The sequence below is a fragment of the Pseudocnuella soli genome, from assembly GCF_004347775.1.
Lineage (GTDB): Bacteria > Bacteroidota > Bacteroidia > Chitinophagales > Chitinophagaceae > Flavisolibacter > Flavisolibacter aquaticus.
Window position 1 is genome coordinate 884,848 of record NZ_CP037755.1, and the last position, 24,890, is coordinate 909,737.

Below are 24,890 nucleotides of genomic sequence, written 5' to 3' on the forward strand. Positions count from 1 at the left end.
TTAACAGCAAAGAGCAACGCTTTGTTTAGCCCAAGGCAAAATGCGGTGGTTTTATCGCTGTTTATTTGGCTACAGCCATGTTGTTACCGCCATTGGTTGCTTTAGTAAATGATGCTTCAAGCAATTGCTATAAAAATGAAATGACCCGTTCCTGTTCACTGATCATCATTGTCCGCTTTTGATTAGCGCAAACGTTTGTGCAGCCCGCGGCGGTCCAATGGGTACAATCATTACCTACTTTCAGCGGCCAAATTCATTTTGTTTATGTCTGCGCGTAACACAGGTACCGTTTCCCCGCTTGCCATTATGGGCATCTTGTTTTTTGTTTTTGGTTTTGTTACCTGGCTCAACGGAACGCTGATTCCTTTTCTTAAACTTGCTTGCCAACTGGAAAGCGATGTGCAGGCATTTTTTGTAACGTTTTCTTTTTACATGGCTTATTTTTTCCTGGCGCTGCCGGCATCGGCCATACTGCGCAAAACAGGATACAAGAACGGCATGGCGCTGGGCCTGGTAGTAATGGCCATTGGCTCTGTGGTATTTATACCTGCGGCTTATGCCCGCAGCTTCCCGCTGTTTTTGCTTGGTTTGTTCATACAAGGTGCGGGCCTTGCCTTGTTGCAAACCGCCAGCAATCCGTACATCAGCATCATCGGGCCAATGGATAGTGCGGCAAAGCGCATCAGCATCATGGGCATTTGCAATAAAGTGGCGGGCATTGTAAGCCCGCTGGTGTTGGGTGCGCTTATATTAAAAAATGCCGGTGCCATCGAAACGCAGATCATTGCGGAGCAAAACCCACTGGTGAAAGCTGGCCTGCTACAGCAACTGGCCGACCGGGTAATCACGCCCTACATTGTTATTGCCATTGTTTTGTTGCTGCTCGCCATCATGATCAGCAAGTCGTCGTTGCCCGAAGTAGCAACTGAAGAAGAACCGCAAACGGGCTTGGGCAGCAAGCAAAATGTATTTCAGTTTCCGCACCTGATGCTGGGTGTGCTTTGCCTGTTTGTGTACCTCGGTGTGGAAGTGCTTGCAGGCGATGCCATTGGTATTTACGGCAACGAGTTGGGCCTGCCGCTTGATGAAACAAAGTATTTTACTTCGTTTACCCTTTTCGCTATGCTTGCCGGTTATGTAGTGGGCATTTTTGCCATTCCGCGGTTGCTGTCGCAGCAAATGGCGCTTAAAATTTCTGCCATCCTGGGGGTCGTGTTTAGTGTTTGCATTTTCATCAGCAGTGGCTATACGGCTATTGTTTTTATTGCTTTGTTGGGTTTAGCCAATGCATTGATGTGGCCGGTCATTTTTCCGCTGGCAATTGATGGCCTGGGGCGTTTTACACAAACCGGTTCGGCATTGCTCATCATGGGCATTTCGGGTGGTGCGCTGATCCCGCTGTTTTATACTGCACTTAAAGACAGCGGCCTGATGTCGAACAACGGTGCGTTTCTTTTGTGTTGCCTGCCTGCCTATTTGTACATTTTGTATTATGCGCAGCAAGGGCATAAAGTGGGGCGCAGTAAAAAGTTGCGGGCCGCAAAACCAGCAGCTGCAGTGGTAAGCAGTATGTAATATGTTTTTTAAATAATAAACAATTAATTAATGCCTTTCAATGGGCAATTAATAAAAGATACAACGTGCAATCAATACTCGCTTTCAACAACCGGGGTGCTGCTTAGGCACCCCTTTTTTTAGTGCTGCATTTTTTGTGAATGTCACTGCAGTAATGCGTAATGCTTTGTTTGCATTGAGGTATCGATTGGTTGCGCAATAGCAAATAGGGTAAGGGCAGGTAGCGGTCAGCAATGAAAGCAAATTCATTTGCGCAAGTCTAAACTGATGCAACCGTTTGCATGCAACTACAGCGTTCTTCTGCTATACCTTTAAACAACAGTTTTAAGATCCACACTGATTGCTCATGCGATTTAATACCCAAGGTTCTCTTTTTTTGTTGATTGCCTTTTTGTTGCTAAATGTATTGCGGGCCAGCAGCCAGCAATTCGTTGCAAAAGCAAAGGATGACTCCGTTGCCATTGTAAGTGCCCGCAAGGTAAATGCCACTACAGTTGAAATACAATTAAGCAACGGGCAGAAAATCATCCTTGATTTTTATGGCAATCATATTTTCCGCTTGTTTCAGGATGCCGACACGGGCAGCCTGCGCGACCCGGAAGCAAAGCCACCGGCACGCATACTGGTGGATGAGCCACGTACAAAAGTTTCAAAACTTGTCGTTGGCAATAGCGCCAATGAGGTCAAGATTGCTACCGGCGCAATCAGTGTGTTGATAGACAAACGCAGCAGCCGGTTGCGCATTTTCAATAGGCAGAAAAAGCTGGTTGCCGAAACACTTGCGCCGGTGCAGGTGGGCAGGAAAGGTGCCACGCTGAAGTTAACAGAAGGGCAGCACGAATACTTTTATGGCGGCGGTGTTCAGAACGGACGATTTTCGCATAAAGGCAAAGCCATTGCTATTGAAAACCAAAACAGTTGGACCGATGGTGGTGTGGCTTCGCCAACACCTTTTTACTGGAGCACCAATGGATACGGGCTGTTGTGGCATACGTTCAAAAAAGGAAAGTACGATTTTGGCGCAGCCGAAAAAGGTGTGGTGCACCTGCATCACGATGCAAATTACCTCGACGTATTTTTTATGATCAACGAGCGGCCGGCCGCGCTGCTCAACGATTTTTTCCAACTTACCGGTAAGCCTGTTTTATTGCCCAAGTTTGCTTTTTACGAAGGACATTTAAATGCCTACAACCGCGATTACTGGAAGGAAGACTCAATAGGCATTTTATTTGAAAACGGACGCCGGTATAAAGAAAGCCAGCGTGAAAATGGCGGTGTGAGGGAGTCGCTCAATGGCGAACAAAACAACTATCCTTTTTCGGCACGTGCCGTAGTGGACCGCTACAAGGCACACGATTTGCCACTGGGCTGGATCTTGCCCAACGATGGATACGGTGCGGGATACGGGCAAACCGGTACGCTGGATAGCAATATTCTGAACCTGCAATCTTTTGGCAATTATGCACGCAAGCAAGGCGTGCAAATTGGGTTGTGGACACAGTCGGACCTGCATCCAAAAGACGGCATCAGTGCACTGCTGCAACGCGATATTGTAAAAGAAGTGGGCGTTGCGCAGGTGCGGGTACTAAAGACCGATGTGGCTTGGGTTGGACCCGGCTATTCGTTTGGGCTAAATGGCGTGGCCGACGTAGCCAACACCATGCGGCGGCATGGCAATAATGCACGGCCGTTTATCATTACACTCGATGGCTGGGCAGGAACGCAGCGCTACGCCGGTGTGTGGACGGGCGATCAGACCGGCGGCGTGTGGGAATACATACGTTTTCATATTCCTACATATATCGGTTCGGGATTGGCCGGGCAGCCAAACATTGGGTCGGATATGGATGGCATTTTTGGTGGTAAAAATCCGGTGGTACTGGCCCGCGATTTTCAATGGAAAACATTTACGCCCATGCAACTGAACATGGATGGCTGGGGCAGCAATGAAAAATATCCGCATGTACTGGGCGAGCCATACACCTCTATCAACCGGACTTATTTGAAATTAAAATCAATGCTGCTGCCGTATGAGTATAGCATTGCACGGGAGGCGGTAAGCGGCCTGCCCCAGATCCGCCCTATGTTTTTGTACGATGCAAATTCATACACATTGGGAAAAGCCACACAATACCAATACCTGTATGGTCCCAACTTTTTAGTGGCGCCGGTTTACCAGCCAACAAAAATCGATTCCGCCGATAACGACATCCGCAACGGCATTTATTTACCCAAAGGGACATGGATCGACTATTTTACCGGGCAGGTGTATGCTGGCGGCAGCATTTTAAATCATTACGCTGCACCGTTGTGGAAGCTGCCTTTGTTTGTAAAGAGCGGCGCCATCATCCCGATAACCAATGCCAACAACAATGTTTCCGAAATTGATAATGGGCTGCGTATTTATGAGGTATACCCGGATGGTAACAGTTCGTTTACCGAGTATGATGATGATGGTTTAACAGAGGAGTATAAGGAAGGTAAAGGCGTTACTACGCTGATTCGATCTTCGGTGGTGGCCAATAGGGCAATCATTACCGTGCATCGGGCTAAAGGTGATTTTAGTGGCTTTGTAAAAGACAAGATCACTGCGTTTCGCATCAATGTAACGCAGCCACCAGCAAGCGTTTCGGTATCGGTAGGCAGCCGGCAAGTTGTGTTGAAAAAAGCAACATCAAAAGAAAGTTATGTAGCGGGTACCAATGTTTATTTTTATGAAGCCGCACCCAGCCTGAATAATTTTGCAACAACAGGCAGTGCGTTTGAGCAGGTGGCCATCACGAAAAATCCACAGTTGCTGGTCAGGGTTGCCGCAACCGACATCACCCAAAAAGACATCCGGTTGACGGTAGCTGGATTTCGTTTTGCGCCAGCCGACCATTTGCGTACAAAAACAGGTGCAGTACAAGCGCCGGCAAATGTGCAAGTTGTGGATACATATAGGCAGGCTTATACACTCCGGCCCAGTTGGAGCGCAGTAGCAGCTGCTGATTTTTACGAGATCTTGTTTAACGGGCAGGTGTACACGAATATCCGAGACACTTCATTTTTGTTTGAAGATTTGGAGCCGGAAACAAATTATGCATTCCAGTTGCGTTCGGTGAATAAAAGCGGTCATTCGGCATGGACAAAGTTTGCCGCTACAACTGGTAAAAATCCACTTCAATTTGCCATCAAAGGAATTGTTGCAGAAAGCACTGCACCGGCGCAAGGTGGCAGCGGCATCGAGCAGTTGTTTGACTTTGACGAAGGGAATATATGGCACACTGCATGGAGCAAAAAAGCAGTGCCTTTTGAACTGGTGATCGACCTAAGATCGGTGAACCAGTTGGATAAGTTCAGGTACCTGCCCCGCGACCGCGGCAACGGTTTTTTATTGCGGGGAACGGTGTGGCACAGCATGGATAAAAATGAGTGGAAAGAAGCCGGTGCATTCCGGTGGGAACGTAATGGCGACACCAAAGAATTCGTTTTTACTGGCGCCCCAACAGCGCGGTGCATCAGGCTTTCGGTAACGGAAGGCATTGGTGATTTTGGTTCGGGCAGGGAACTGTATGTGTTTAAAATCGCAGGTTCAGCAAGCCTTATTCCCGGAGACATTAACAATGACGGAAAGGTAGATCAGGCCGACCTGACGGCATATATCAATTACACCGGTTTGAAGCGGAGCGACAGCGATTTTGAAGGGTATATTTCGAAGGGCGATGTAAACCACAATGGATTGATCGATGCATTTGATATTGCACATGTGGCCACCCGCCTTGATGGTGGTGTAAATGCGAAACGGCGCGATTCGATTGGTGGCACGGTAAAGCTGGCGATGGATGCCCGCACCTACAACGACGGTGAAATAATCGAGATAACAGCGCATGGTATCGGGCTGAGAGCGGTGAATGCGCTCAGTTTTACATTGCCTTACAATGAGCAGGAGCTCGAGTTTGTAGGCATTGTGCCCACAGGCATGCAACAAATGGAAAACCTGACCAACAACCGGCTGCATACCGATGGCAAGCGGGTGTTGTATCCAACATTTGTCAACATCGGCGACCAGCCCGCATTACAAGGAAATGTGCAGTTGTTTGTAATCAGGTTTAAAGCAAAGGGGCAGGTAAAATTAACGCTAGAAACAAGAGGTGGCATGTTGGTAGATAAAAAGATGAATGCGGTGTCGTTTTAATAAACGTTACAGCTAAAATTTTGATAAGTACAGTGCTGCATTTCGCTTCGGATGCAGCACTGTTGTTTAGTATCGGTGATGATTTGCATGCATTGCTGCTGCAAGCATTTTGGAGCAAACGTTTGCATGAAATTTACACTGGCTTAATGACTAGCTTGTCCACCATAAACGGCGTGCCGATGCGGACCGGCGTTTCCACACCAGGATAGAAATACAGGCCATGAAAAAATTCTTTTTTGCTCTTGCCCTCTTTACCGCATGCGCTGCATTGGCGCAGCAAAAACATGCATTGATTCCTTTACCTAAAAACATTGTTGAAGGAAAGGGAAGTTTTTTATTGACCAACAAAATACAACTGCACCATGGGAAAGGAATTGCTGCATCGCTAACGGATTTAGCACTGGCCGGCATACGCGATGCAAGCGGCCTGCAGTTGCAGGCTAAAGTGGGCAGCACTGCAAAAAATGCAACAGGCATTGTGTTGCAACTAAGCCAGGATGTGGCGCATGACGAAGGATATGTGCTGGATGTAACGCCGGCAGGTATTGTTATTAAAGCTAAAAAGGAAGCAGGCTTGTTTTATGGCGTGCAAACCCTGTTGCAACTGATTCCGGCCGAAGGCAAGAAGACTATACCCGCCGTGCATATTGAAGACGAACCCCGGTTTGCATGGCGCGGTATGATGATGGATCCATGCCGGCATTTTTGGTCGGTGGATTTTGTAAAAAAATTTATTGACCAACTGGCTTATCATAAGCTCAATAAAATGCACTGGCACTTAACCGAAGACCAGGGCTGGCGCATTGAGATCAAAAAATACCCACGCCTGCAAACAGTGGCTGCGTACCGTAATGGCACGCAGGTGGGGTACGACCGCAAAAAAGCCGACAGCATTCGCTATGGAGGTTATTACACGCAGGAGCAGATCAAAGAAGTAGTTGCGTATGCTGCTGCCCGCTATATAGAAGTGATCCCCGAAATTGAAATGCCGGGCCATTCGGTAGCAGCTGTTACGGCCTATCCCAACCTGGCTTGTAATGCTGTAAGTTTTGAAACCGGAAAACCACACGAGGTGCGCCAGACATGGGGTGTTTCCAAAGACATTTATTGCGCCGGCAACGATTCGGTGTTTCTTTTTTTACAGGATGTGTTGAAAGAAGTAATGCCCTTGTTCCCATCAAAATTTTTACACATTGGCGGCGACGAAGCACCGCATGAAGCATGGGCAAAATGTGCTAAATGCCAGCAGCGCATGAAGGCCGAAGGTTTGAAAAACGAAGCCGAATTACAAAGCTGGTTTGTGCGCCGCATGGAACAATTTATCAACGCCAACGGCAAGCGCATTATTGGTTGGGAAGAGATCATGCAAGGTGGCTTGTCGCCAACGGCCACGGTGCATTCGTGGCTGGGCACGCAAAGCGGCATTACTGCATCGAAGATGGGCAACGACATTATCATGTCGCCGTATTCACACCTGTACTTCGACGGTTACCAGGCCGAATCGAAAATAGAGCCGCAAGCCATTGGCTACTGGGTGCCGCTGGATACAGTGTATGCATTTGATCCGCGCCATCCCAACATGACCGATGAAGATGCAAAGCGGCTGTTGGGTGCACAGGCAAATGTGTGGGCCGAGTTTATCAAAAGCGAATCCACGTTTCAATACATGGTGTTTCCGCGCATTGATGCACTGGCAGAAATCACATGGACGCCGCGGGAAAAGAAAGACTTTACCGATTTCCAGCAACGCCTGCAAACGCAACTAAAACGCTACGACCGATGGAATATCAACTACCGCATTCCAACGCCTTTGCCCACAGCAAAGTTTGACGCGGACAGTGCTGCAGTTGTTTCGCTAAGCAACCGTGCTGGTAGTGGTGTTGTTCGTTATGCGGTAAATAGCGATGTAATAACGGAGCAGTCGGCGGAATACAAAGGGCAGGTTGCAATTAAAAGGGGCGATGTGCTGCATTTTGCTGTGTTCCTGCCCAACGGAAGAAAAAGCCCGACCGAATATTTTCCGAAGAAAGCCAGGAAGAGGTAGGGTGTTTTGATTTGTTTATAGTTAGTTCTCGATGAAACAATAGGCAACCATTGGTTGCCTATTGTTTTGGTGGGTATGCTTATAAAACTTGGTGAATTTGTTGTGCTAGCTGTCCTTGGACATGCCGGCTTAGTGCAGTAGCCTTCACCTTTTATTTAATCAATATGTTCGTGTGAATGCTTGTTCGATCCAAACAAAGCAACAACTTGAATCTTTGTTTGCAAATAACAAACGCCCACAGAAGTGGGCGTTTGAAAAAATAAAAATCAATCAATTACCTGTGGACGTTGTAGGGATCGAACCTACGACCCGCAGATTATGAGTCTGCTGCTCTAACCGACTGAGCTAAACGTCCGGTGCCGGTCACCGTTAGGTGCGGTGGCGGCGGTTTGCAAAAGTAGGCAAATCGGGTGTACAACCAACCAGCCCCACCAAAGAACTTTTTTAAACCGTGCAACGAAACGGAGGGAACTTTTGCCTATAACTTTGTGTTGTTATTTGTATGCCAACCATTTAGCAGAGCTTTTAAAAAATGGGGCATGCACAATTAAACTACAATTGCTATATGTACTTGCACTCCAAACCAACTGGCTGGCGCCAGCCCCTGTGGGCTGCCCGTGCCAGAACTTTATTTCTTTTTTCCCTATTTGCATTTTTGTTCATGTGGCTGCCCGCAGCGGCGCAAAACCGACAGCTGACCGGGCAGGTTATTTCCGGCACCGGCCAGGCCCTTTCCGGCGCCTCCGTTCGGCTGAAAAACAATCCTTCCATCGGTACTTCCACTGATTCGGCAGGTAATTTTTCGCTGTCAATTCCGCAGTCGGCTACGCTGGTGGTGAGCTATGTAGGCTATGGCAGCCAGGAGCTGGCCGTACGCCCCGATCAAACCACGGTGGTAATTACGCTGCAGCCCGAAGGCGCCCAACTCAACGAGGTGGTGGTAATTGGTTATGGCACCGCCAACCGGCGCGACCTTACCGGCTCCATCACCAAGATCTCGGGCCGCGAAGTGGCCGACCGGCCCAACGCCAACCCCCTTGCTTCATTGCAGGGCAAAGTGGCCGGCCTTTCGGTGGTTAACTCCGGCACACCGGGTCAGCAGCCCGATATCCGCATCCGCGGTACATCGAGCATTGGCGCCGTGCGTCCGCTGTATGTAGTGGATGGTATTTTCCAGGACAACATTGATTACATCAACCCCAATGATATCGAGTCCATCGAGGTGTTGAAAGATCCTTCTTCGCTGGCCATCTTTGGTGTACGCGGTGCTACCGGTGTAATTGCCGTTACCACCAAGCGGGCACGTGCCGGCCAGGTGGTGGTTAATTTTAATACCAGTTATGGTTTTAAAAAACTGGTAGATAAAATCAAGCTGGCCGATGCTTCGCAGTTTGCAACGCTGTTCAACGAAGAGCGGGCCAACAACGGCGAAACCGACCCTTATGATTTTGGCCCACTCAATGCCAACACTGATTGGATAGATGCCGTAACCCGCACCGGAAAATTCAGCAACAGCAACCTGAGTGTGTCGGGTGCATCGGAACGCAACCGGTTTAACTTCAGCCTTGGCTACCTGTACGATGAAGGCATTATTCGCCGCGAAAAACTGGACCGCATTAACCTGTCGTTCAGCGATGAATTTAAGGTAAGCAATGCCATCCGCATTGGGGTAAACTATAACGTAAGCCGCCAGAACAACCCATACAACGCAACCTGGGTGTTGGATGCAGCCCGCAAGGTAATGCCGCAGATCAATGCCGGCACGCAGCGGTTTTTTGTACGCAACCCATACGGCGCCGACAGTATGTTTATGGACCTGTACTCCACGCTGGATGTAGGCCTGCAAAACTCCGGGGTGATCAACCCGCTGCTGCAACTGGAAAACGAGTGGGATAAAACCAAAAGCATTGAGTACCGCCACGTAGGTAGCGTATTTGCCGAACTGACCTTTTTGAAAAACTTCAATTTCCGCTCTACGCTGTATGGCGATATGAGCCAGCTAAACCGCCGCCAGTACACGCCGCTGTATTATGGCTACAACCCCCGCACCAACCTGCCCGAGTTGTACAGCCAAAATACCCGCGTATCGGAGAACGATGAGAACTGGCGCAAATGGCAGCAGGACCATGTACTGACGTACCGCAAGAATTTTGGCGGTCATAACCTCACGGCTACCGGTGGTTTCACTACCTATTATTTTGGGTATGCCGGCCGCTTTGGTAATGTAAGCGGCACCCGCCTGCGCCCCATCCCCAACGATCCCCGTTTCTGGTACATGAGCACCGGCTTCCAGGATCCGGCCAACACGTCGGTTACTTCGGGTCAAAGCGAGTACACCACCGTTTCATACCTGGCGCGGGTGCTGTACAATTATAAGAACACATACTTCCTCAACGCTTCGTTCCGCGACGATGCTTCTTCCCGCATTCCGCCCCGCAACCGCAACCAGCAGTTCTGGTCGGTGGGTGCAGCATGGGATATTTCGAAAGAAGCATTCATGGAAGGTGTTGAATTCATCAATTACCTGAAGCTGAAAGGCTCCATTGGTGTATTGGGTAACCAAACGGCTTCCAACATCGAAGGCACTTCGCTGGACTATCCGTTTTATCCCAACCTGCTGGGCGGTACCCAGGCGGTGTTTGGCTCCAACGTGTTCCAAGCGGCACGCCAGCAATACCAGGCTAACCCCGACCTGAAATGGGAAACCGTTCATGCACAGGAAATCGGTATCGAGGCCAATGCGCTGGGCAACCGCCTGCACATTGAGGCCAACTATTTTAACCGCACTACCAAAGACCTGATGACCTATGTGGACCGTAGGGCGCTGGCGGGCCAGGAAGATAAATTGATCAACGGCGGTAACCTGCGCAACTGGGGTACCGAGTTGATGGCGAGCTGGGTGCAAAACTTTAGTCGCGACCTTACGCTGAACGTTAGCGGTAACATCACCTTCCTCAACAACAGGGTAGAAGAGCTGAGCGCCGAACTGCCCACCGGTGTGTTAATCCGCGGTTTCCAAAACAACGGATCGGCCGAAGCCCGCACCTTGCCGGGTTACCCCATTGGTTCATTCTTTGGCTATGTGGTAGAAGGCATTTATCAAAGCTATGCCGACATCCTGCGGTCGCCCAACGCTGCCGCGGTAGGTGCTTACCGCCCCGGCGATTTTAAATTTAAAGACGTAAATGGCGATGGCGTTGTTACCCCCGACGACCGCACCGTGATTGGTAACCCCACCCCCGACTTTTCGTATGGCGGCACTGTTAGCCTGGCCTTCAAAGGCCTGAGCCTGGCGGTAGATGTACAGGGTGTTTATGGCAATGAGATCTTCCGCACCTGGGGTTCGCTGGAGTCGCCTTTTCAGCGGGTAAACTATGCAGCTGATAAAATTGAACGCTGGAATGGTCCGGGCACATCCAACTGGGTGCCGCTGGTAAGTCAGGCCGATCGCATCAACTACAATGGCTCCACGTTCAACATCGAAGACGGTTCTTATTTCCGCATCCGCAACCTGCAGCTGGGCTACAATTTTGCCCGTGCACTTACCGACCGGCTCAATATGAACAACCTGCGGGTATATGTAAACGTGCAGAACCTGAAGACCTGGAAAAACAACCAGGGTTATACGCCGGAGTATGGCGGCAATGCTACTGCTTTTGGATTTGACAATGCAGGCGGTGCCATCCCCATGGTTACCACCTTTGGCCTGAACGTAACATTCTAAATTGAACAATTGAAGCGCATGAAAAAGCAAAAGATATTTTACTGGACGATGTTACTGCTGTTGCCGGCCTCGGTGCTGGTGGCAGGCTGCAGCAAGTTCTTGGATCGAAAACCACTCACGGCAACACTGGAGGATCTGAACCAGGGCCAGCTGGAAGGACAGGTGCTGGGCCTTTATTCAAACCTCCGCACCCTGCCCGGGTTTTCCACCCTGCCCTGGGTCGATTTTCACTCCATTCGGGATGACGATGCGCAAAAAGGCAGCGACATCAACGACGGTGCGGAGATCGTGGCCGAGTTCGATAATTTCCAATACTCAAAAGACGACTGGGCGCCCAACACCTATTGGAACGATCACTATACCATGATCAACCTGGCCAACGAAGCGGTGTACACCGCCGACTCGCTGGATGTGCAGGATGCAGCCTCGGTACGCAACCTGGGTGAAGCCTGTTTCTTCAGGGCATATGCTTATTTCGAACTGGTAAAAACCTATGGCGATGTGCCGCTGTTCAAACAGCCCATCCGCAACCCCAACGACGGCATTCGCGATAAATCGCCGTCCGCACAGGTGTATGCATTCATTGATTCTAACCTGCAGGTAGCAGCTCAATTATTACCGGTTACATCTGCTGCTTACGGCGAAGGATATACCGGCCGCCTTACCCGCGGTGCCGCCAACACGCTTTGGGCACAAACGCAATTGTTCCGGGGCAACTGGGCACAGGTAGTGGCCCTCACCAGCGACGTGATCAATTCGGGACAATACAGCCTCGAAGCTGAGTTCTCCGACATTTGGCGCGACCGCGGCGAAAATGGCAAGGAGTCGATCTGGGAAATGCAGGCTTACTCGGGTCCGGGTGCCGCCACCAACAGCGCGGTAAACTATGGCTCCGATTGGGGCACCATGCAGCAGGTGCGGCGCAATGGCGCACCGGTGGAATGGAACTTGGGCTGGGGCTGGAATACGCCTACCGATAAACTGGAACGCGACTGGCCCGCCGATGACCCGCGCAAACGCAAAACCATTTTATACTCGGGCCAGAACGATGGCGGAGCAGAGTTTGGCGGCTATGGCGCCACGCTGCCGGCCTACACCAACCCAAGCGGTAACGGTGGCCTGGCACAACGCTATTGGAACAAAAAAGTATACACCGGCAACGATCCGGCTATTCGTCAGTCCACCGGCTTTATCAACAACAATGGCGCTTCGCCGTGGATCAACCACCGCATCCTGCGCTATGCAGATGTGATCCTGATGCTGGCCGAAGCTGCCAACGAACTGGGCCAGGGCGATGTGGCCGCTGCCAACCTGGAGCTGATCCGCAACCGGGCCAGCGGCAACCGGGGCCAAACCCGTACCGTTGTGCCGTACATTCCATTCCAGAACCAGGCACAAATGCGGGCAGCTATCAAGGCAGAACGCCGTTGGGAATTTGCCATGGAAGGCTATCGTTTTTACGACCTGGTGCGCTGGGGCGATGCACAGCAGGAGCTGGGGCCGCAGGGCTATACCAACCGGGCCCGTTTTTATCCCATTCCGCAAAAAGCCATCGACCTTACCGGCGGTGTGCTGACACAGAATCCGGAGTGGTAGTACTAGCTTTTCTAATTATTGTACAACAAAACAATTACAATGAAAATATTACATAAGGCAGGTCTGTTTGTTTTTGCGCTGTTTGCTACAGGTGCTGCAATAACAGGCTGTCAGAAACTGGATCGGCCTGGCATGACCGATTACCCGCAAGATGCCAACCCGCCGGGCGGTCCGCTGAAATTCTATACCGCATTTGACGGTACAACTTCCGACCCAAAAATGAATGCGGTTGATAGTGTACGGGTAAACTTTCCAGCCGATAACCCTCTTGCTGCAATAGACGGTATAAGTGGTAAAGGCGTACAAGGTGAATCAAAAAAATACATTCGCTACGCATCATTCAACGACTGGGCACAAAGCAAAAGCTTTACTGTTTCTGCTTGGTTTAAAAAGAACGGCCAGACCACCAACAATACAGGCGGAAATGGCCCAGAGTACATTTTTTCATTACGATCGTCGGACGCTAGCTACCATTGGAGCAACGGCATCATGTTTTTGTTTCTCGAAGGAAATAATAACGCATGCGCCGTTAAAGCAATGTGTGTAAGTCCTTCCGACCCAGCCAATGGTAACAGTTCTGCCACCGATGTATGGTTTACCTGGGAAAATGACCAAATGATTCCAGGCCTTTTGGACAACAATTGGCACCACTTGGCGTTGGTATATGACGAAGCCACCAGCCAGATGAAATTGTATATCGACGGTGTGCAAAACCCTAATGTAAAGTCATGGGCTAATCATGGACCGATTCGTTTGGCTAATTTAAAAATTGGAGAAGCAAGGATTGGCAGAGGACCAAGAAACGATAGCGACGGTGATGGTGAAGGTGGCTGGCTGCAAAGCTCGTTCAAAGGCGGCCTCGATCAGTTTCGCTTGTATGGTACTGCATTAACTGCTGCCGAAATAGGCACGATTTTTACCAGCAAAAAGTAGAAGTGTAAGCTTCTTGAAAAAGGGTTGCGTATTCATTTACGCAACCCTTTTTTATGAAAAATAATTACCGCTAAATGCAAACCCACCGCTATCATGTAGCGTTATTGAAGGTTAGCGTTGTCATGCCGAACTCGTTTCGGCATCTCCTTATTTTTTCATGAACCCTGCAAAAAGAAGGGGAGATGCCGAAACGAGTTCGGCATGACAGACGCTGCGTGATAAAAAATTACCTTGATAATTAATCGCAGCCTGTTCTGAATTGCACTAACACCAACCAACAACAAATCATTCTTTTTTCTTCGTGCCCCTTTGTCCACTTCGTGTCTTCGTGGTTCAAAAAATCATCGCTCCAAACTACCCAATCCCCGAAGTCCATTACCGGCATTCACACTAATGTAATGCGACCGGATCATCGCCGCTGTTGGCGATGCCTTGCCGGGTAAAAAAACAGCGATGGCGCGGGATGGTTGCTCGGGCATATGGCAATCGATACAGTTGGCGGCGAGCTTTGCCGCAGGCAATGTTTTGTTGGTGCAAAAATGATCACCGTCTTGCTGATGGCAGGACATGCAACGTTGCGAGAACAACACTTTATTACCCCGCTCATTCGCGTGGGTGTTGTGGCAACTGTTGCAGGTAAGGGTGGTACTGGCTGTAAAACATTTACTGGCCCGCAGCAAGCCATATTGGTTGCCGTGTACATCGATGTTGGCAGGATTGGGTGCAGTGGTGTCCGGCACAAAAAAATCAGATAGGTTACTGCCAGCAGTAAACGAAAAAGAAGGTGCCGTTTTTTGCAGCGCACCACCATGGCACAGGGCACACAAATCGAGCTGTTGCTGCCGCGAAAGCCGGGCCGGATTCACAATAAATTTCGCCGCGGTTGCATTGGGGTTTGCCTGTTGAAAAGCTACATGCTGCGCCGCAGGTCCGTGGCATTTTTCGCAGTCCACGCCAAAAATAATGTTGCCCGCATCAAAACTTTCCGCTGCGCTACCGGCAGTGTTGAGCGTTTGCGCAAAAGTGGTATGGCACTCCATGCACCGCGACGTAATGACCCGGTTGAACACCACTTTGGGCGGAAAGCCAGGGCTGTTGGACCAAGCATTGGCTGCCGCAAAAAATGTAATGGGCAGTTGAAACAGGTTTTGCCCATGCCAGTGCAAAAAGCTTTGCCCCATAGTGCCCGACCCGATGACCAGGTCCATGCGGCGGGCCAGCTTTTCTTCGCCGTATTGGTAGGCCGCCTGGTACAGGCCACTGTCGCGCCGCTCCATCACCACGCTCAGGTGATCGTTGAAATGAAATGCATTGCTGCCCTTTTTAAACGAACCCAAAACAGTACTGTCGCTTGCCGGTGCCGATGTGCGGAAATGTGCAGTTTGCAGATGGCTTTTATATACATCTGCATGGCAGGAAGCACAAGCCTGCGAACCGGCAAATTGTTCCAACGAAACCGCAGGTTGTGTCACCGCTTTTACTTTGTCTGCCGCGTCGCTTTTTTCGCCATCCATGCATTGCGACAGCAGCAGCACAACCACTACCAAAAGCAGCGGCAGCAGCAGGGACCGGCGGGCAAATAAAAGCTTTGTGTGCATGCAAAATGGATGGAAGTTGCAAACTACGTTTTTAATGCATTGCAACGCCCAAACGGCAGATGCTACGGGGCCGGGGCTACCATGGGAACGGTGTATCTTTGGTGCCCGATAAGCTTACCCGCTATGATTGTGAAAAAGTTAGGCGCCTTCAATTGGTTGGTTGTGTTACTCTTGCTTGCCCTTTGCTCCTGTGAAAAAAAGGAAACCTTGTTTACCTCGCTTTCGCCAAAAGAAACGGGCATTACATTCGAAAATAGCCTCGAAGAAAAGCGCCTGTTTGGCATCCTCTATTTTTTATACTACTACAATGGCGGCGGCGTGGCTACCGGCGACGTAAACGGCGATGGTCTGCCCGATATTTATTTTACCGCCAACAGCAAGGGAGGCAATAAACTGTATTTAAATAAAGGCAATTTTCAGTTTGAAGACATCACTGCAAAAGCAGGCGTGGCGGGCACATCCGACTGGTGCAGCGGCGTAACCATGGCCGATGTAAACGGCGATGGCCTGCTCGATATTTATGTTTCTTCGGTCAGTGGCATGCGTGGGCTGAAGGGCCGCAACGAACTTTTTATCAATAGGGGCAACAACACATTTACGGAAAGTGCGGCGCAATATGGATTGGACTTTTCGGGCTTTACATCACAGGCCGCTTTTTTCGATTACGACCGTGATGGCGACCTGGATTGTTACCTCGTAAACCAGTCGCATCACCCGCATGCCAACATTGTAGATACGGCCAATCGCCGCCGCTACGATTCGCTGAGTGGCGACCGCCTCTACCGCAACGAACTGAGTGCCGGAAAAGCAGCTTTCACCGATGTGTCGGCGCCAGCCGGCATTTATCAAAGCAACCTCGGTTATGGGCTGGGGTTGGCCATTGCCGATCTGAACAACGATGGCTGGGATGATATTTATGTAGGCAACGATTTTCATGAAAATGATTATTACTACGTCAACAACGGCGATGGCACATTTAATGAAAGTGGTGCAAAACATTTCCGTCATTACAGCCGCTTCAGCATGGGCAACGATGCGGCCGATTACAACAACGATGGCCAGCTCGATCTTATTACCGTAGATATGCTGCCCAACGATGAAAAGGTTTTGAAAACATATGGCAGCGATGAAAACCCCGACATCTACAATGTAAAGCTGCTCATGAACGGCTACCAGTACCAGTTTTCACGCAACTGTTTGCAACGTAACAATGGCAATGGCGAAAGCTTTTCGGATGTGGCCCTACTGGCCGGCGTGTCGGCTACTGATTGGAGTTGGGCGCCCTTGTTTGCTGATTTTGATAACGATGGCAATAAGGATCTGTTCATCAGCAGCGGTATTGTAAAGCGGCCGGTTGACCTGGATTATGTTCGTTATGTATCGGACCTGCAGGTAAGAAAAGGCATGAACCAAACCGACAAGTACGACGATGATGCGTTGAATAAAATGCCCGATGGCAGTGCGCACCCGTTCCTGTTCCGCGGCAGTGGCAGCAGCGAGTTTGAACCCGTTAGCGAAGCCTGGGGTACATCGGGCATGAAAGGATATTACACCGGTGCAGCCTATGCAGACCTGGATGGCGATGGTGCACTGGATATGGTGATCAATGCCATTGATGCACCGGCCGTGGTGTTGAAAAATAGCGCACCGAAAAAGAACAGGATCGCCATTTCATTTAAAGGCGCTGATGGCAACACCTTGGGTGTTGGTGCCAAAGCCTATGTATTTGCTGGTGGTAAAATGCAGTACCAGCAATTGATGCTGACGCGGGGCTTTCAATCGTCGGTGGCGCCGATACTGCACTTTGGCCTGGACGATGCTGCAACAGCGGATAGCGTGCTAATAGTGTGGCCAAACCAACGATACCAGGTGTTGAAAAACGTGCCGGCAAACAAGCCATTGGTTGTTGAACAGGATGCTGCTTCCGGCCAGTTTGTGCATGCTAATTTTTTCAAAACACCCGAACCATTACTACAACCAATTGCTGATTCGCTGGCCCGCTGGCGGCACATGGAAAACCCGTTCATTGATGTCAACATTCAATACCTCATTCCACATGCACAAAGCAGCCGCGGTCCCAAACTGGCAGTAGCCGATGTGAACGGCGATGGGCTCGATGATTTTTATGCCTGCGGCGCCAAAGACCAGCCCGGTGCGCTGATGCTGGGCCAGCCCAATGGTGGTTTTTTACCCGGCAACAATGCACCGTTTGAATACGACAAACACAGCGAAGATGTAGATGCATTGTTTACCGATGTAAACGGTGATGCTTTTCCTGATTTGATTGTAGTGAGTGGTGGCAACGAGTTTCTGGAAGGCGATGCGCGGCTTTGGGACCGGCTGTACATCAATGATGGAAAGGGCAACTTTACCAAAGCAAAAGGACTTCCGTTTATCCCCAACAACAAATCATGCGTGGCCGCAGCCGATGTGGATGGCGATGGCGATACCGACCTGTTCATTGGTGTGCTGGCCAACAGCCGTGCCTATGGCGTGCCCATGTCCTCTGCGTTGTTGATTAACGATGGCAAAGGGGCTTTTACACAAGATGATACCCGCATTTCGTTGACCAATATTGGCACAGTTACAGCGGCGCAATTTGCCGATTGGGATGGCAACGGAACACCTGATTTGCTGGTGGCCGGCGAATGGATGCCGCTGACCGTTTTTGCCAACAACAGCGGCACATTTATCAAAAAAGAATTGCCCGCATCAACCGGATGGTGGCAAACGCTGATGGTGCAGGATGTAAACGGCGATGGCAACTTGGATGTGCTGGCTGGCAACTGGGGGCGCAACAATAAGTTCTGGAGCGAAAAAGATGGCAAGCTGAGCCTCTATGTTTCCGACTTTGATCGCAATGGCAGCACCGACCAATTGCTGGCGTATTCAATTGGCGGAAAAGAGTATCCGTTCCTGGCAAAAGACGAAACCGAAAGGGCGCTGCCGGTGTTGAAAAAGCACTACCTGAAATACGCCGAATATGCCGGCGAAGAAATGAAAGATGTGTTTTATGGTTTTGTGGACGACATGAAGCCCCTGCGTGCCGAGCAACTGGCATCGGTAGTGCTGTATGGCGATGGAAAGGGCGGTTTTCACATGCAGTCCCTGCCCAACGAATTGCAACTGGCACCCATTTTTTCTTTTGCAAAAGGCGGTGCTGCCAACACGTTTGTAGCCGGCGGCAATTTCTTTGATGTGATTCCTTACGAAGGTAGATACGATGCGCAGCCGATGGCAATGGTAAGGTTTGAAGGCAAGTCGGCTCGTTATATTCATCAGCCCCTGCTGTCGGCAGTTGCCGGGCAGGTGCGGGATCTGCGCTGGCTGCGCCGCCGGGCTGATTCGGTGCTGGTAGCTGCCCGCAACCACATGCCGTTGGTATTTTATAAAACGCCGTAAGGTGACCAATATGGGTGTTAGAAATTTTGTAGTAGACCGGCTAACTAAAGCACCATTGAAATTTATGGCACTCCTGGCAGTCCTGTTAGGAACAACCATAGCTGTTTTTACGGTAGGTTATCTGCTGATACCGGGTTTGTTTTTTGTTGTGCTTGGTCTTTTTATTTATTTCATTGACTTTTTAACGCGAAAGGTGTTTGCGAATAGGAGTTTGTATCTCGCAGCACAGTATATCTTATCTGTTTTATTTACGTTGTTTTTCGTCATCGGCTGTTTGCAATGGCAGGAGCATAATGAGATTGTGTTTCCAGGCAAATTTCAAGGACAGGCCGGGATCATTTTTGGTGTAGCAGGATATCCCAAACTACCGGAAACGAAATTTTGGAAGAAGAAAATTGTAGTGCCTGCGAATGGCATAATCATCACGTCGACAAAAGCAGAAGAGATATCAAAAAAAGTGCGTTTTTATTTAGGGTCAAAATCTGCAAGCTTCGACGCGGTAGACTGGGATCCAAATTTCGAGGTCGATTGTTTATCATCAGATAATAAAATCAAAGGCTGGCTCTTTGAAGTTGGCCGCAAAGATGATGATGCTCCCAAAAAGGTAATGACCGACCTGTGCAACCAGATTGCTTTAGGAAAAACAAGTAGCTTTTACAAAAGCATAAGCCCTGTGGTATGGTCCGATAATACCGGGAAATATTTATCGCTTCAAAATAAAGGCCTCACTTCTTTGCCCGGTGGATTGGACAAACTTGATATTTATATGGCAATATTGACCGGTAATATTTTTAAGGAAGTACCACAAGAATTATATAAAGTCACCTCACTTCAGGATTTGATCTTTGCAGTAAATCCCATCAGCATTTTTCCATGCGATCTAAACAGGTTCCCAAACCTGAAAAGCGTGTCGTTCGCAGCAACCAATATCAGGGAAATCAACTGCGACTTGTCACAACTCGATAGCTTGACGGAAATCGATTTGGCGCGAAATGAATTGAGCAAGGTGCCTGAGCAGATCAAAACAATCCCAAATTTGAAAGGGCTTTCCTTGAATAATAACCGGATTCGCGATCTATCGTTTGTGGACAGCCGGCTTGGTAAACTAGAGGTGCTTTATTTGTATACAAATAAGGTGAAAAGTATTACAAAAGAAACAGTGCATTTAAAGCATCTTAAAGAGCTGTCGATATTTGACAATGAAATTGAAAGCATTCCGGATAATATTTCCGACTTAATATTCCTTGAGCGACTTGAAATATGGAACAATCCAATCAGGTATATTTCTCCCAACATCAGCAGGCTAAAAAAGCTGAAATCAATCAGAGTAGATGATAATTATTTAGCGCAGGCAGATAAGGATAGCCTTAAAAAATGGTTGCCAAACTGTGAGGTTCATTACCAAAACAGGCAAGCAATGCCAACGCAGTGAGCAATATTTTTCAGTTCATAAATATATGCCCATACGATGGCTGAATTTTATGAATAATTGTGCGGGAGTCATATGATTGGTTTGCTTGCTTTTCCGCATAAAAAAAGTACATGGTTTTTGCTGCAGCATCTGCAATGATCAACTAAGCCTATTTATTAATGCCTTCAAACCCAACCATGCGAACACTTCTATTTTACTTACTGTCTATTTGCCTGGTGCTTTTTATTGCCTGCAGCAAAAGCAGTAGCGGCAACACCGAGCCGCCGCCTGTTGCCAAGCCATTTGTGCTGCGCGGTATTTGGGTCGAAGGTGTTATTCAGGCGCCGGGTAGCACTGTTATTTTAAGCAGTTCGCAACCCGAAATACAACTGCGTTTTTCCACGGCTGTTATGCGCAGCAGCACGGGCGGCCTGCAGTGGACCAACGCTGCGGGCACTGCCGTGCCATACACCATTCAGTACGGCGCCGGCGATAGTGTGCTTACTTTAAAGCCCAATGCCGCATTACCACCTTTTGCACAATTTCGGTTAACCATTACCGAAAGTCTTCGTTCATCTACTGGGTTGCAGCCAACTGCTCCGGCATTTATCATACTGCGCACCGGTTTGGACAGCCGCGACAAGTTTACCCGCATCCCCACCGATGACCTGATGACGCTGGTGCAGCGCCAAACCTTTAAGTATTTCTGGGATTTTGCCCACCCGGCTTCGGGCATGGCCCGCGAACGCAACACATCGGGCAACGTGGTTACTTCAGGCGGCTCGGGCATGGGCGCCATGGCCATTGTTGTAGGTGTGCTCCGCGGCTTTATTACCCGCGCCGAAGGGCTGGAACGGGTGCAAAAAATGGTGACTTTTTTAGGAACAAAAGCCGACCGGTTCAAAGGTGCATTCCCGCATTGGCTGGATGGCGCTTCGGGTAAAGTGGAGCCGTTTAGCGCCAACGACAACGGCGCCGACCTGGTGGAAACCGCGCTGCTGATGCAGGGGCTGATCACCGCCCGCCAGTATTTTAATGGTGCCGGTGCCGCAGAAGCAGCCCTGCGTGCCGACATCAATAAAATTTGGGAAGCGGTGGAATGGGACTGGTTTCGCAAGGGTGGTGAGAACAAGTTGTACTGGCACTGGAGCCCCGATAAAGAATGGACCATGAACCTGCCCATCAGCGGCTGGAACGAGGCACTGATCACTTATGTGCTGGCGGCCGCATCGCCAACGCACAGCATTCCGAAAGCGGTGTACGACGAAGGCTGGGCCCGCAACGGCGCCATGCGCAACGGCAATACTTATTACAACGAAGTGCTGCCGCTGGGTCCGCCGCAGGGTGGCCCGCTGTTCCTGAGCCATTATTCTTTTTTGGGGTTAAAACCTTTTGGTCTTAAAGACCAATATGCCGATTACGAGCAGCAGGTAAAAGCGCATACGCTGATCAACTACCGCTATTGCGTGGCCAATCCAAAAGGCTTTTTGGGCTACAGCGATTCGTGCTGGGGCCTCACGGCCTCCGATGATAATAAAGTGGGCTACCTGGCGCATGAGCCGCAAAACGACAATGGCGTCATCGCACCAACCGCTGTACTTTCTTCCATGCCTTACACGCCGGAGCAAAGCAAGGCGGCGCTGGAGTTTTTTTACTACAAACTGGGCGATAAGCTTTGGAAAGAATATGGTTTTGTAGATGCCTTTAACCTTACCGATGGCTGGTTTGCCGATTCTTTCCTGGCAATTGACCAGGGACCGATCATAATCATGTTGGAGAATTACCGGAGTGGTTTACTTTGGAACTTGTTTATGGGTGCACCCGAGGTAAAGGCTGGTTTAAATAAGTTGCAGTTTCAATATTGAAACCGGTCGGCAGTACAGGTGCTCACATTACAGTTCATTGTCATGCCGACGCATGTCGGCATCTCCTTGCCATAACAGCATTTATTATAGGAGAATCCGAATGGAGTTCGGAATGACAGTGTTTGTATAAATATGGATGCCAACCTGCGGCTATATCACACGCTGGTGCACCCACTATATTTCCATGATGTAAAAATTCAATCTATCGTTTATGAATATGCGTAAACTACTGTTCCCCCTCATTTTTGCCGCGGCCCTGCCTGCCGCTGCGCAGCAAGGTGGCGACGCCAAAATGAACGCTTTTGTGTCGGGCCTTATGGGCAAGATGACCCTTGATGAAAAGATCGGGCAATTAAACCTCGTTACGCCGGGCGGCGCCGTTACCGGCTCGGTGGTGAGTTCGGATGTGGATGGTAAAATTCGCCGCGGTGCGGTGGGTGGCTTGTTTGGTATTTACGGTCCCGAGAAAACAAAGCAGGCACAAAAGATTGCCGTTGAAAATACTAGGCTTAAGATACCGCTCATCTTCGGGCTCGATGTGATCCACGGGCACCGCACCATTTTTCCCATTCCGTTGGGACTTTCCTGCAGTTGGGATACGGCACTTATCCGCCGCAGCGCCCAAATTGCTGCAGTGGAAGCCACGGCCGATGGCCTGCAATGGGCCTTTTCGCCCATGGTGGATATTGCCCGCGACCCGCGCTGGGGCCGCATTGCAGAAGGCAGCGGCGAAGACCATGTGCTGGGTTCGGCTATCAGCCGCGCCATGGTGTTGGGCTACCAGGGCAGCTCCCTTGCCGATCCTAAAACAGTGATGGCCTGCGTGAAACATTTTGCGCTGTATGGCGCTGCCGAAGCGGGCCGCGACTACAACACGGTGGACATGAGCCGCCGCGTAATGTACCAGTATTTTATGCCGCCTTACAAAGCGGCCATCGATGCCGGCGTGGGTTCGGTAATGAGTTCGTTCAACGTGGTGGATGGCATACCGGCAACGGGCAACCGCTGGCTGCTCACCGACCTGCTGCGCCAGCAGTGGGGTTTTAAAGGCATGGTGGTTTCCGATTATACTTCGGTAAATGAAATGATCGACCACGGCATGGGCGATCTGCAAACCGTTTCGGCTATGTCACTGCGGGCCGGCCTGGATATGGACATGGTGGGCGAAGGTTTTTTAACCACGCTTAAAAAATCGCTGCAGGAAGGCAAGGTAACAGTGGCGCAGATCGATGCTGCCTGCCGCCGCATCCTGGAAGCCAAATACAAGCTGGGCCTGTTTGATGATCCGTATCGCTACATGGATGAAAGCCGACCGGCAAAAGAAATTTTATCCGATGCGCACCGCACTGCAGCCCGCGAGGCCGCAGCCAAATCTTTTGTGTTGCTGAAAAACAGCAACGGCGTTTTGCCCTTGAAAAAGGCGGGCTCCATTGCATTGGTCGGCCCGCTGGCCGATAGCCGTCGCAACATGCTGGGCACCTGGGCGGTGTCGGGCGATTTTGAAAAAGCCGTGACGGTGATTGAAGGCATGCGCAATGTAGGTGGCAGTGGTGTTACTATCAATTATGCCCGTGGCGCGAATGTTACCGATGATACTGCTTTGGCCAAGCGCCTCAATGCATTCAGTGAACAAGTGACGATTGATCCACGCGGAGCGCAGGCATTGATCGATGAAGCGGTGGCTGCTGCGCAAAAATCGGATGTAATTGTAGCAGTAGTGGGCGAATCGGCAGAGGCAACCGGCGAGTCGTCGAGCCGTGCCGATATTGCGCTGCCGCAAAACCAGTTGCGCCTGCTGCAGGCCTTGAAGGCAACCGGCAAACCGCTGGTGGTGGTGCTGTTCAACGGCCGCCCCATGACGCTGAACTGGGAAGCCGAAAACGTAGATGCCATGCTGGATGTATGGTTTGGCGGCACCGAAGGCGGCAACGCCATTGCCGATGTGCTGTTTGGCGCTTACAATCCTTCGGGCAAACTCACCACTACGTTTCCGCGCAGCGTGGGCCAGATCCCCATTTACTACAACCACCTGAGCACCGGCCGGCCATATAATGGCGGAGCGCCCAAGTTCCGGTCCAATTACCTCGATGTGTCCAACGATCCCTTGTTCCCGTTTGGCTTTGGCCTCAGCTACACCACTTTCAGCTATGGCGAGGTGCAGTTGGCTAAAACAACAGTGCGCCCCGGGGAAAGTGTGCAGGCGTCGATAACGGTGACCAATACCGGCAATTGGGATGGCGAGGAAACGGTGCAGCTATACCTGCAGGATATTTATGCCACCATTGCACAGCCCGTAAAACAGTTGAAGCATTTTCAGAAGGTGCAGCTGAAAAAGGGCGAAAGCAAAACCGTAACCTTCACTATTAAACACGGAGACCTGAAGTTTTACACCAACGACCTCAAACAAATAGCCGAACCCGGCGATTTCAACGTGTTCATCGGCGGCAACTCCAGGGATGTAAAAGTGGCGAAGTTTACACTGCTGGCGAAGTAGATGATGGATGAAGGAGAAGTTGGGAGTTGACAGTTGGAAGTTGATAGATCGAGAGCAAGAAAGGAATGAAA

General features: G+C 50.1%; 11 protein-coding genes and 1 tRNA gene. 10 read left to right on the forward strand and 2 right to left on the reverse strand.

Going from position 1 to position 24,890, the window contains the following annotated elements:
* Nucleotides 1–264: 264 nt before the first annotated feature.
* The 3 genes from EPD17_RS03800 to EPD17_RS03810 all read left to right on the forward strand — a co-directional run bounded on the left by EPD17_RS03800 (nt 265) and on the right by EPD17_RS03810 (nt 7,796).
* Nucleotides 265–1,575 carry a sugar MFS transporter gene (locus EPD17_RS03800; RefSeq protein ID WP_132051909.1) on the forward strand — a complete coding sequence of 437 codons (1,311 nt, stop codon included), beginning with the start codon at nt 265–267 and terminating at the stop codon, nt 1,573–1,575.
* Nucleotides 1,576–1,921: 346 nt separating this feature from the next.
* Entirely contained in the window at nt 1,922–5,752 is a 3,831-nt protein-coding gene (locus EPD17_RS03805; protein ID WP_132051911.1) for a TIM-barrel domain-containing protein, read from the forward strand.
* Nucleotides 5,753–5,972: 220 nt separating this feature from the next.
* On the forward strand, nt 5,973–7,796 hold the full coding sequence (locus EPD17_RS03810) for a beta-N-acetylhexosaminidase (RefSeq protein WP_132051913.1): 1,824 nt from the start codon (nt 5,973–5,975) through the stop codon (nt 7,794–7,796).
* Nucleotides 7,797–8,077: 281 nt separating this feature from the next.
* Here the strand turns inward: EPD17_RS03810 and EPD17_RS03815 are convergent.
* Nucleotides 8,078–8,151 (reverse strand) — tRNA-Ile (locus EPD17_RS03815).
* Nucleotides 8,152–8,361: 210 nt separating this feature from the next.
* On the opposite strand from EPD17_RS03815, the gene EPD17_RS03820 reads away from it, so the two are divergent.
* The 3 genes from EPD17_RS03820 to EPD17_RS03830 are packed head-to-tail and all read left to right on the forward strand — an operon-like array spanning nt 8,362 to nt 14,049.
* On the forward strand, nt 8,362–11,520 hold the full coding sequence (locus tag EPD17_RS03820; protein ID WP_165929513.1) for a SusC/RagA family TonB-linked outer membrane protein: 3,159 nt from the start codon (nt 8,362–8,364) through the stop codon (nt 11,518–11,520).
* 18 nt (nt 11,521–11,538) lie between these two features.
* Nucleotides 11,539–13,116: a RagB/SusD family nutrient uptake outer membrane protein gene (locus EPD17_RS03825; RefSeq protein WP_132051917.1), complete on the forward strand. Its 1,578-nt coding sequence runs from the start codon at nt 11,539–11,541 to the stop codon at nt 13,114–13,116.
* 39 nt (nt 13,117–13,155) lie between these two features.
* Nucleotides 13,156–14,049: a LamG domain-containing protein gene (locus EPD17_RS03830; protein ID WP_165929514.1), complete on the forward strand. Its 894-nt coding sequence runs from the start codon at nt 13,156–13,158 to the stop codon at nt 14,047–14,049.
* Nucleotides 14,050–14,390: 341 nt separating this feature from the next.
* Here EPD17_RS03830 and EPD17_RS03835 read toward each other — a convergent pair whose 3' ends face one another.
* The gene (locus EPD17_RS03835; protein WP_132051921.1) at nt 14,391–15,647 is read right to left on the reverse strand and encodes a multiheme c-type cytochrome; all 1,257 of its coding nucleotides are present in this window, start codon (nt 15,645–15,647) and stop codon (nt 14,391–14,393) included.
* A gap of 207 nt (nt 15,648–15,854) precedes the next feature.
* Here EPD17_RS03835 and EPD17_RS03840 point away from each other — a divergent pair, with 207 nt between their 5' ends.
* From EPD17_RS03840 to bglX, 4 genes are all read left to right on the forward strand, one after another.
* Nucleotides 15,855–19,049 (forward strand): VCBS repeat-containing protein, encoded by a 3,195-nt coding sequence (locus EPD17_RS03840; RefSeq protein ID WP_165929515.1) that lies wholly within the window; start codon nt 15,855–15,857, stop codon nt 19,047–19,049.
* Nucleotides 19,050–19,059: 10 nt separating this feature from the next.
* A complete protein-coding gene (locus tag EPD17_RS03845) occupies nt 19,060–20,481 on the forward strand; it encodes a leucine-rich repeat domain-containing protein (RefSeq protein ID WP_394346410.1) in 1,422 nt (473 codons plus the stop codon).
* A 176-nt stretch (nt 20,482–20,657) separates the two neighbouring features.
* Nucleotides 20,658–22,325 (forward strand): glucoamylase family protein, encoded by a 1,668-nt coding sequence (locus EPD17_RS03850; RefSeq protein WP_132051927.1) that lies wholly within the window; start codon nt 20,658–20,660, stop codon nt 22,323–22,325.
* Nucleotides 22,326–22,542: 217 nt separating this feature from the next.
* Complete coding sequence (gene bglX, locus EPD17_RS03855) at nt 22,543–24,819, forward strand: beta-glucosidase BglX (protein WP_132051929.1); 2,277 nt, start codon at nt 22,543–22,545, stop codon at nt 24,817–24,819.
* Nucleotides 24,820–24,890 lie beyond the last annotated feature (71 nt).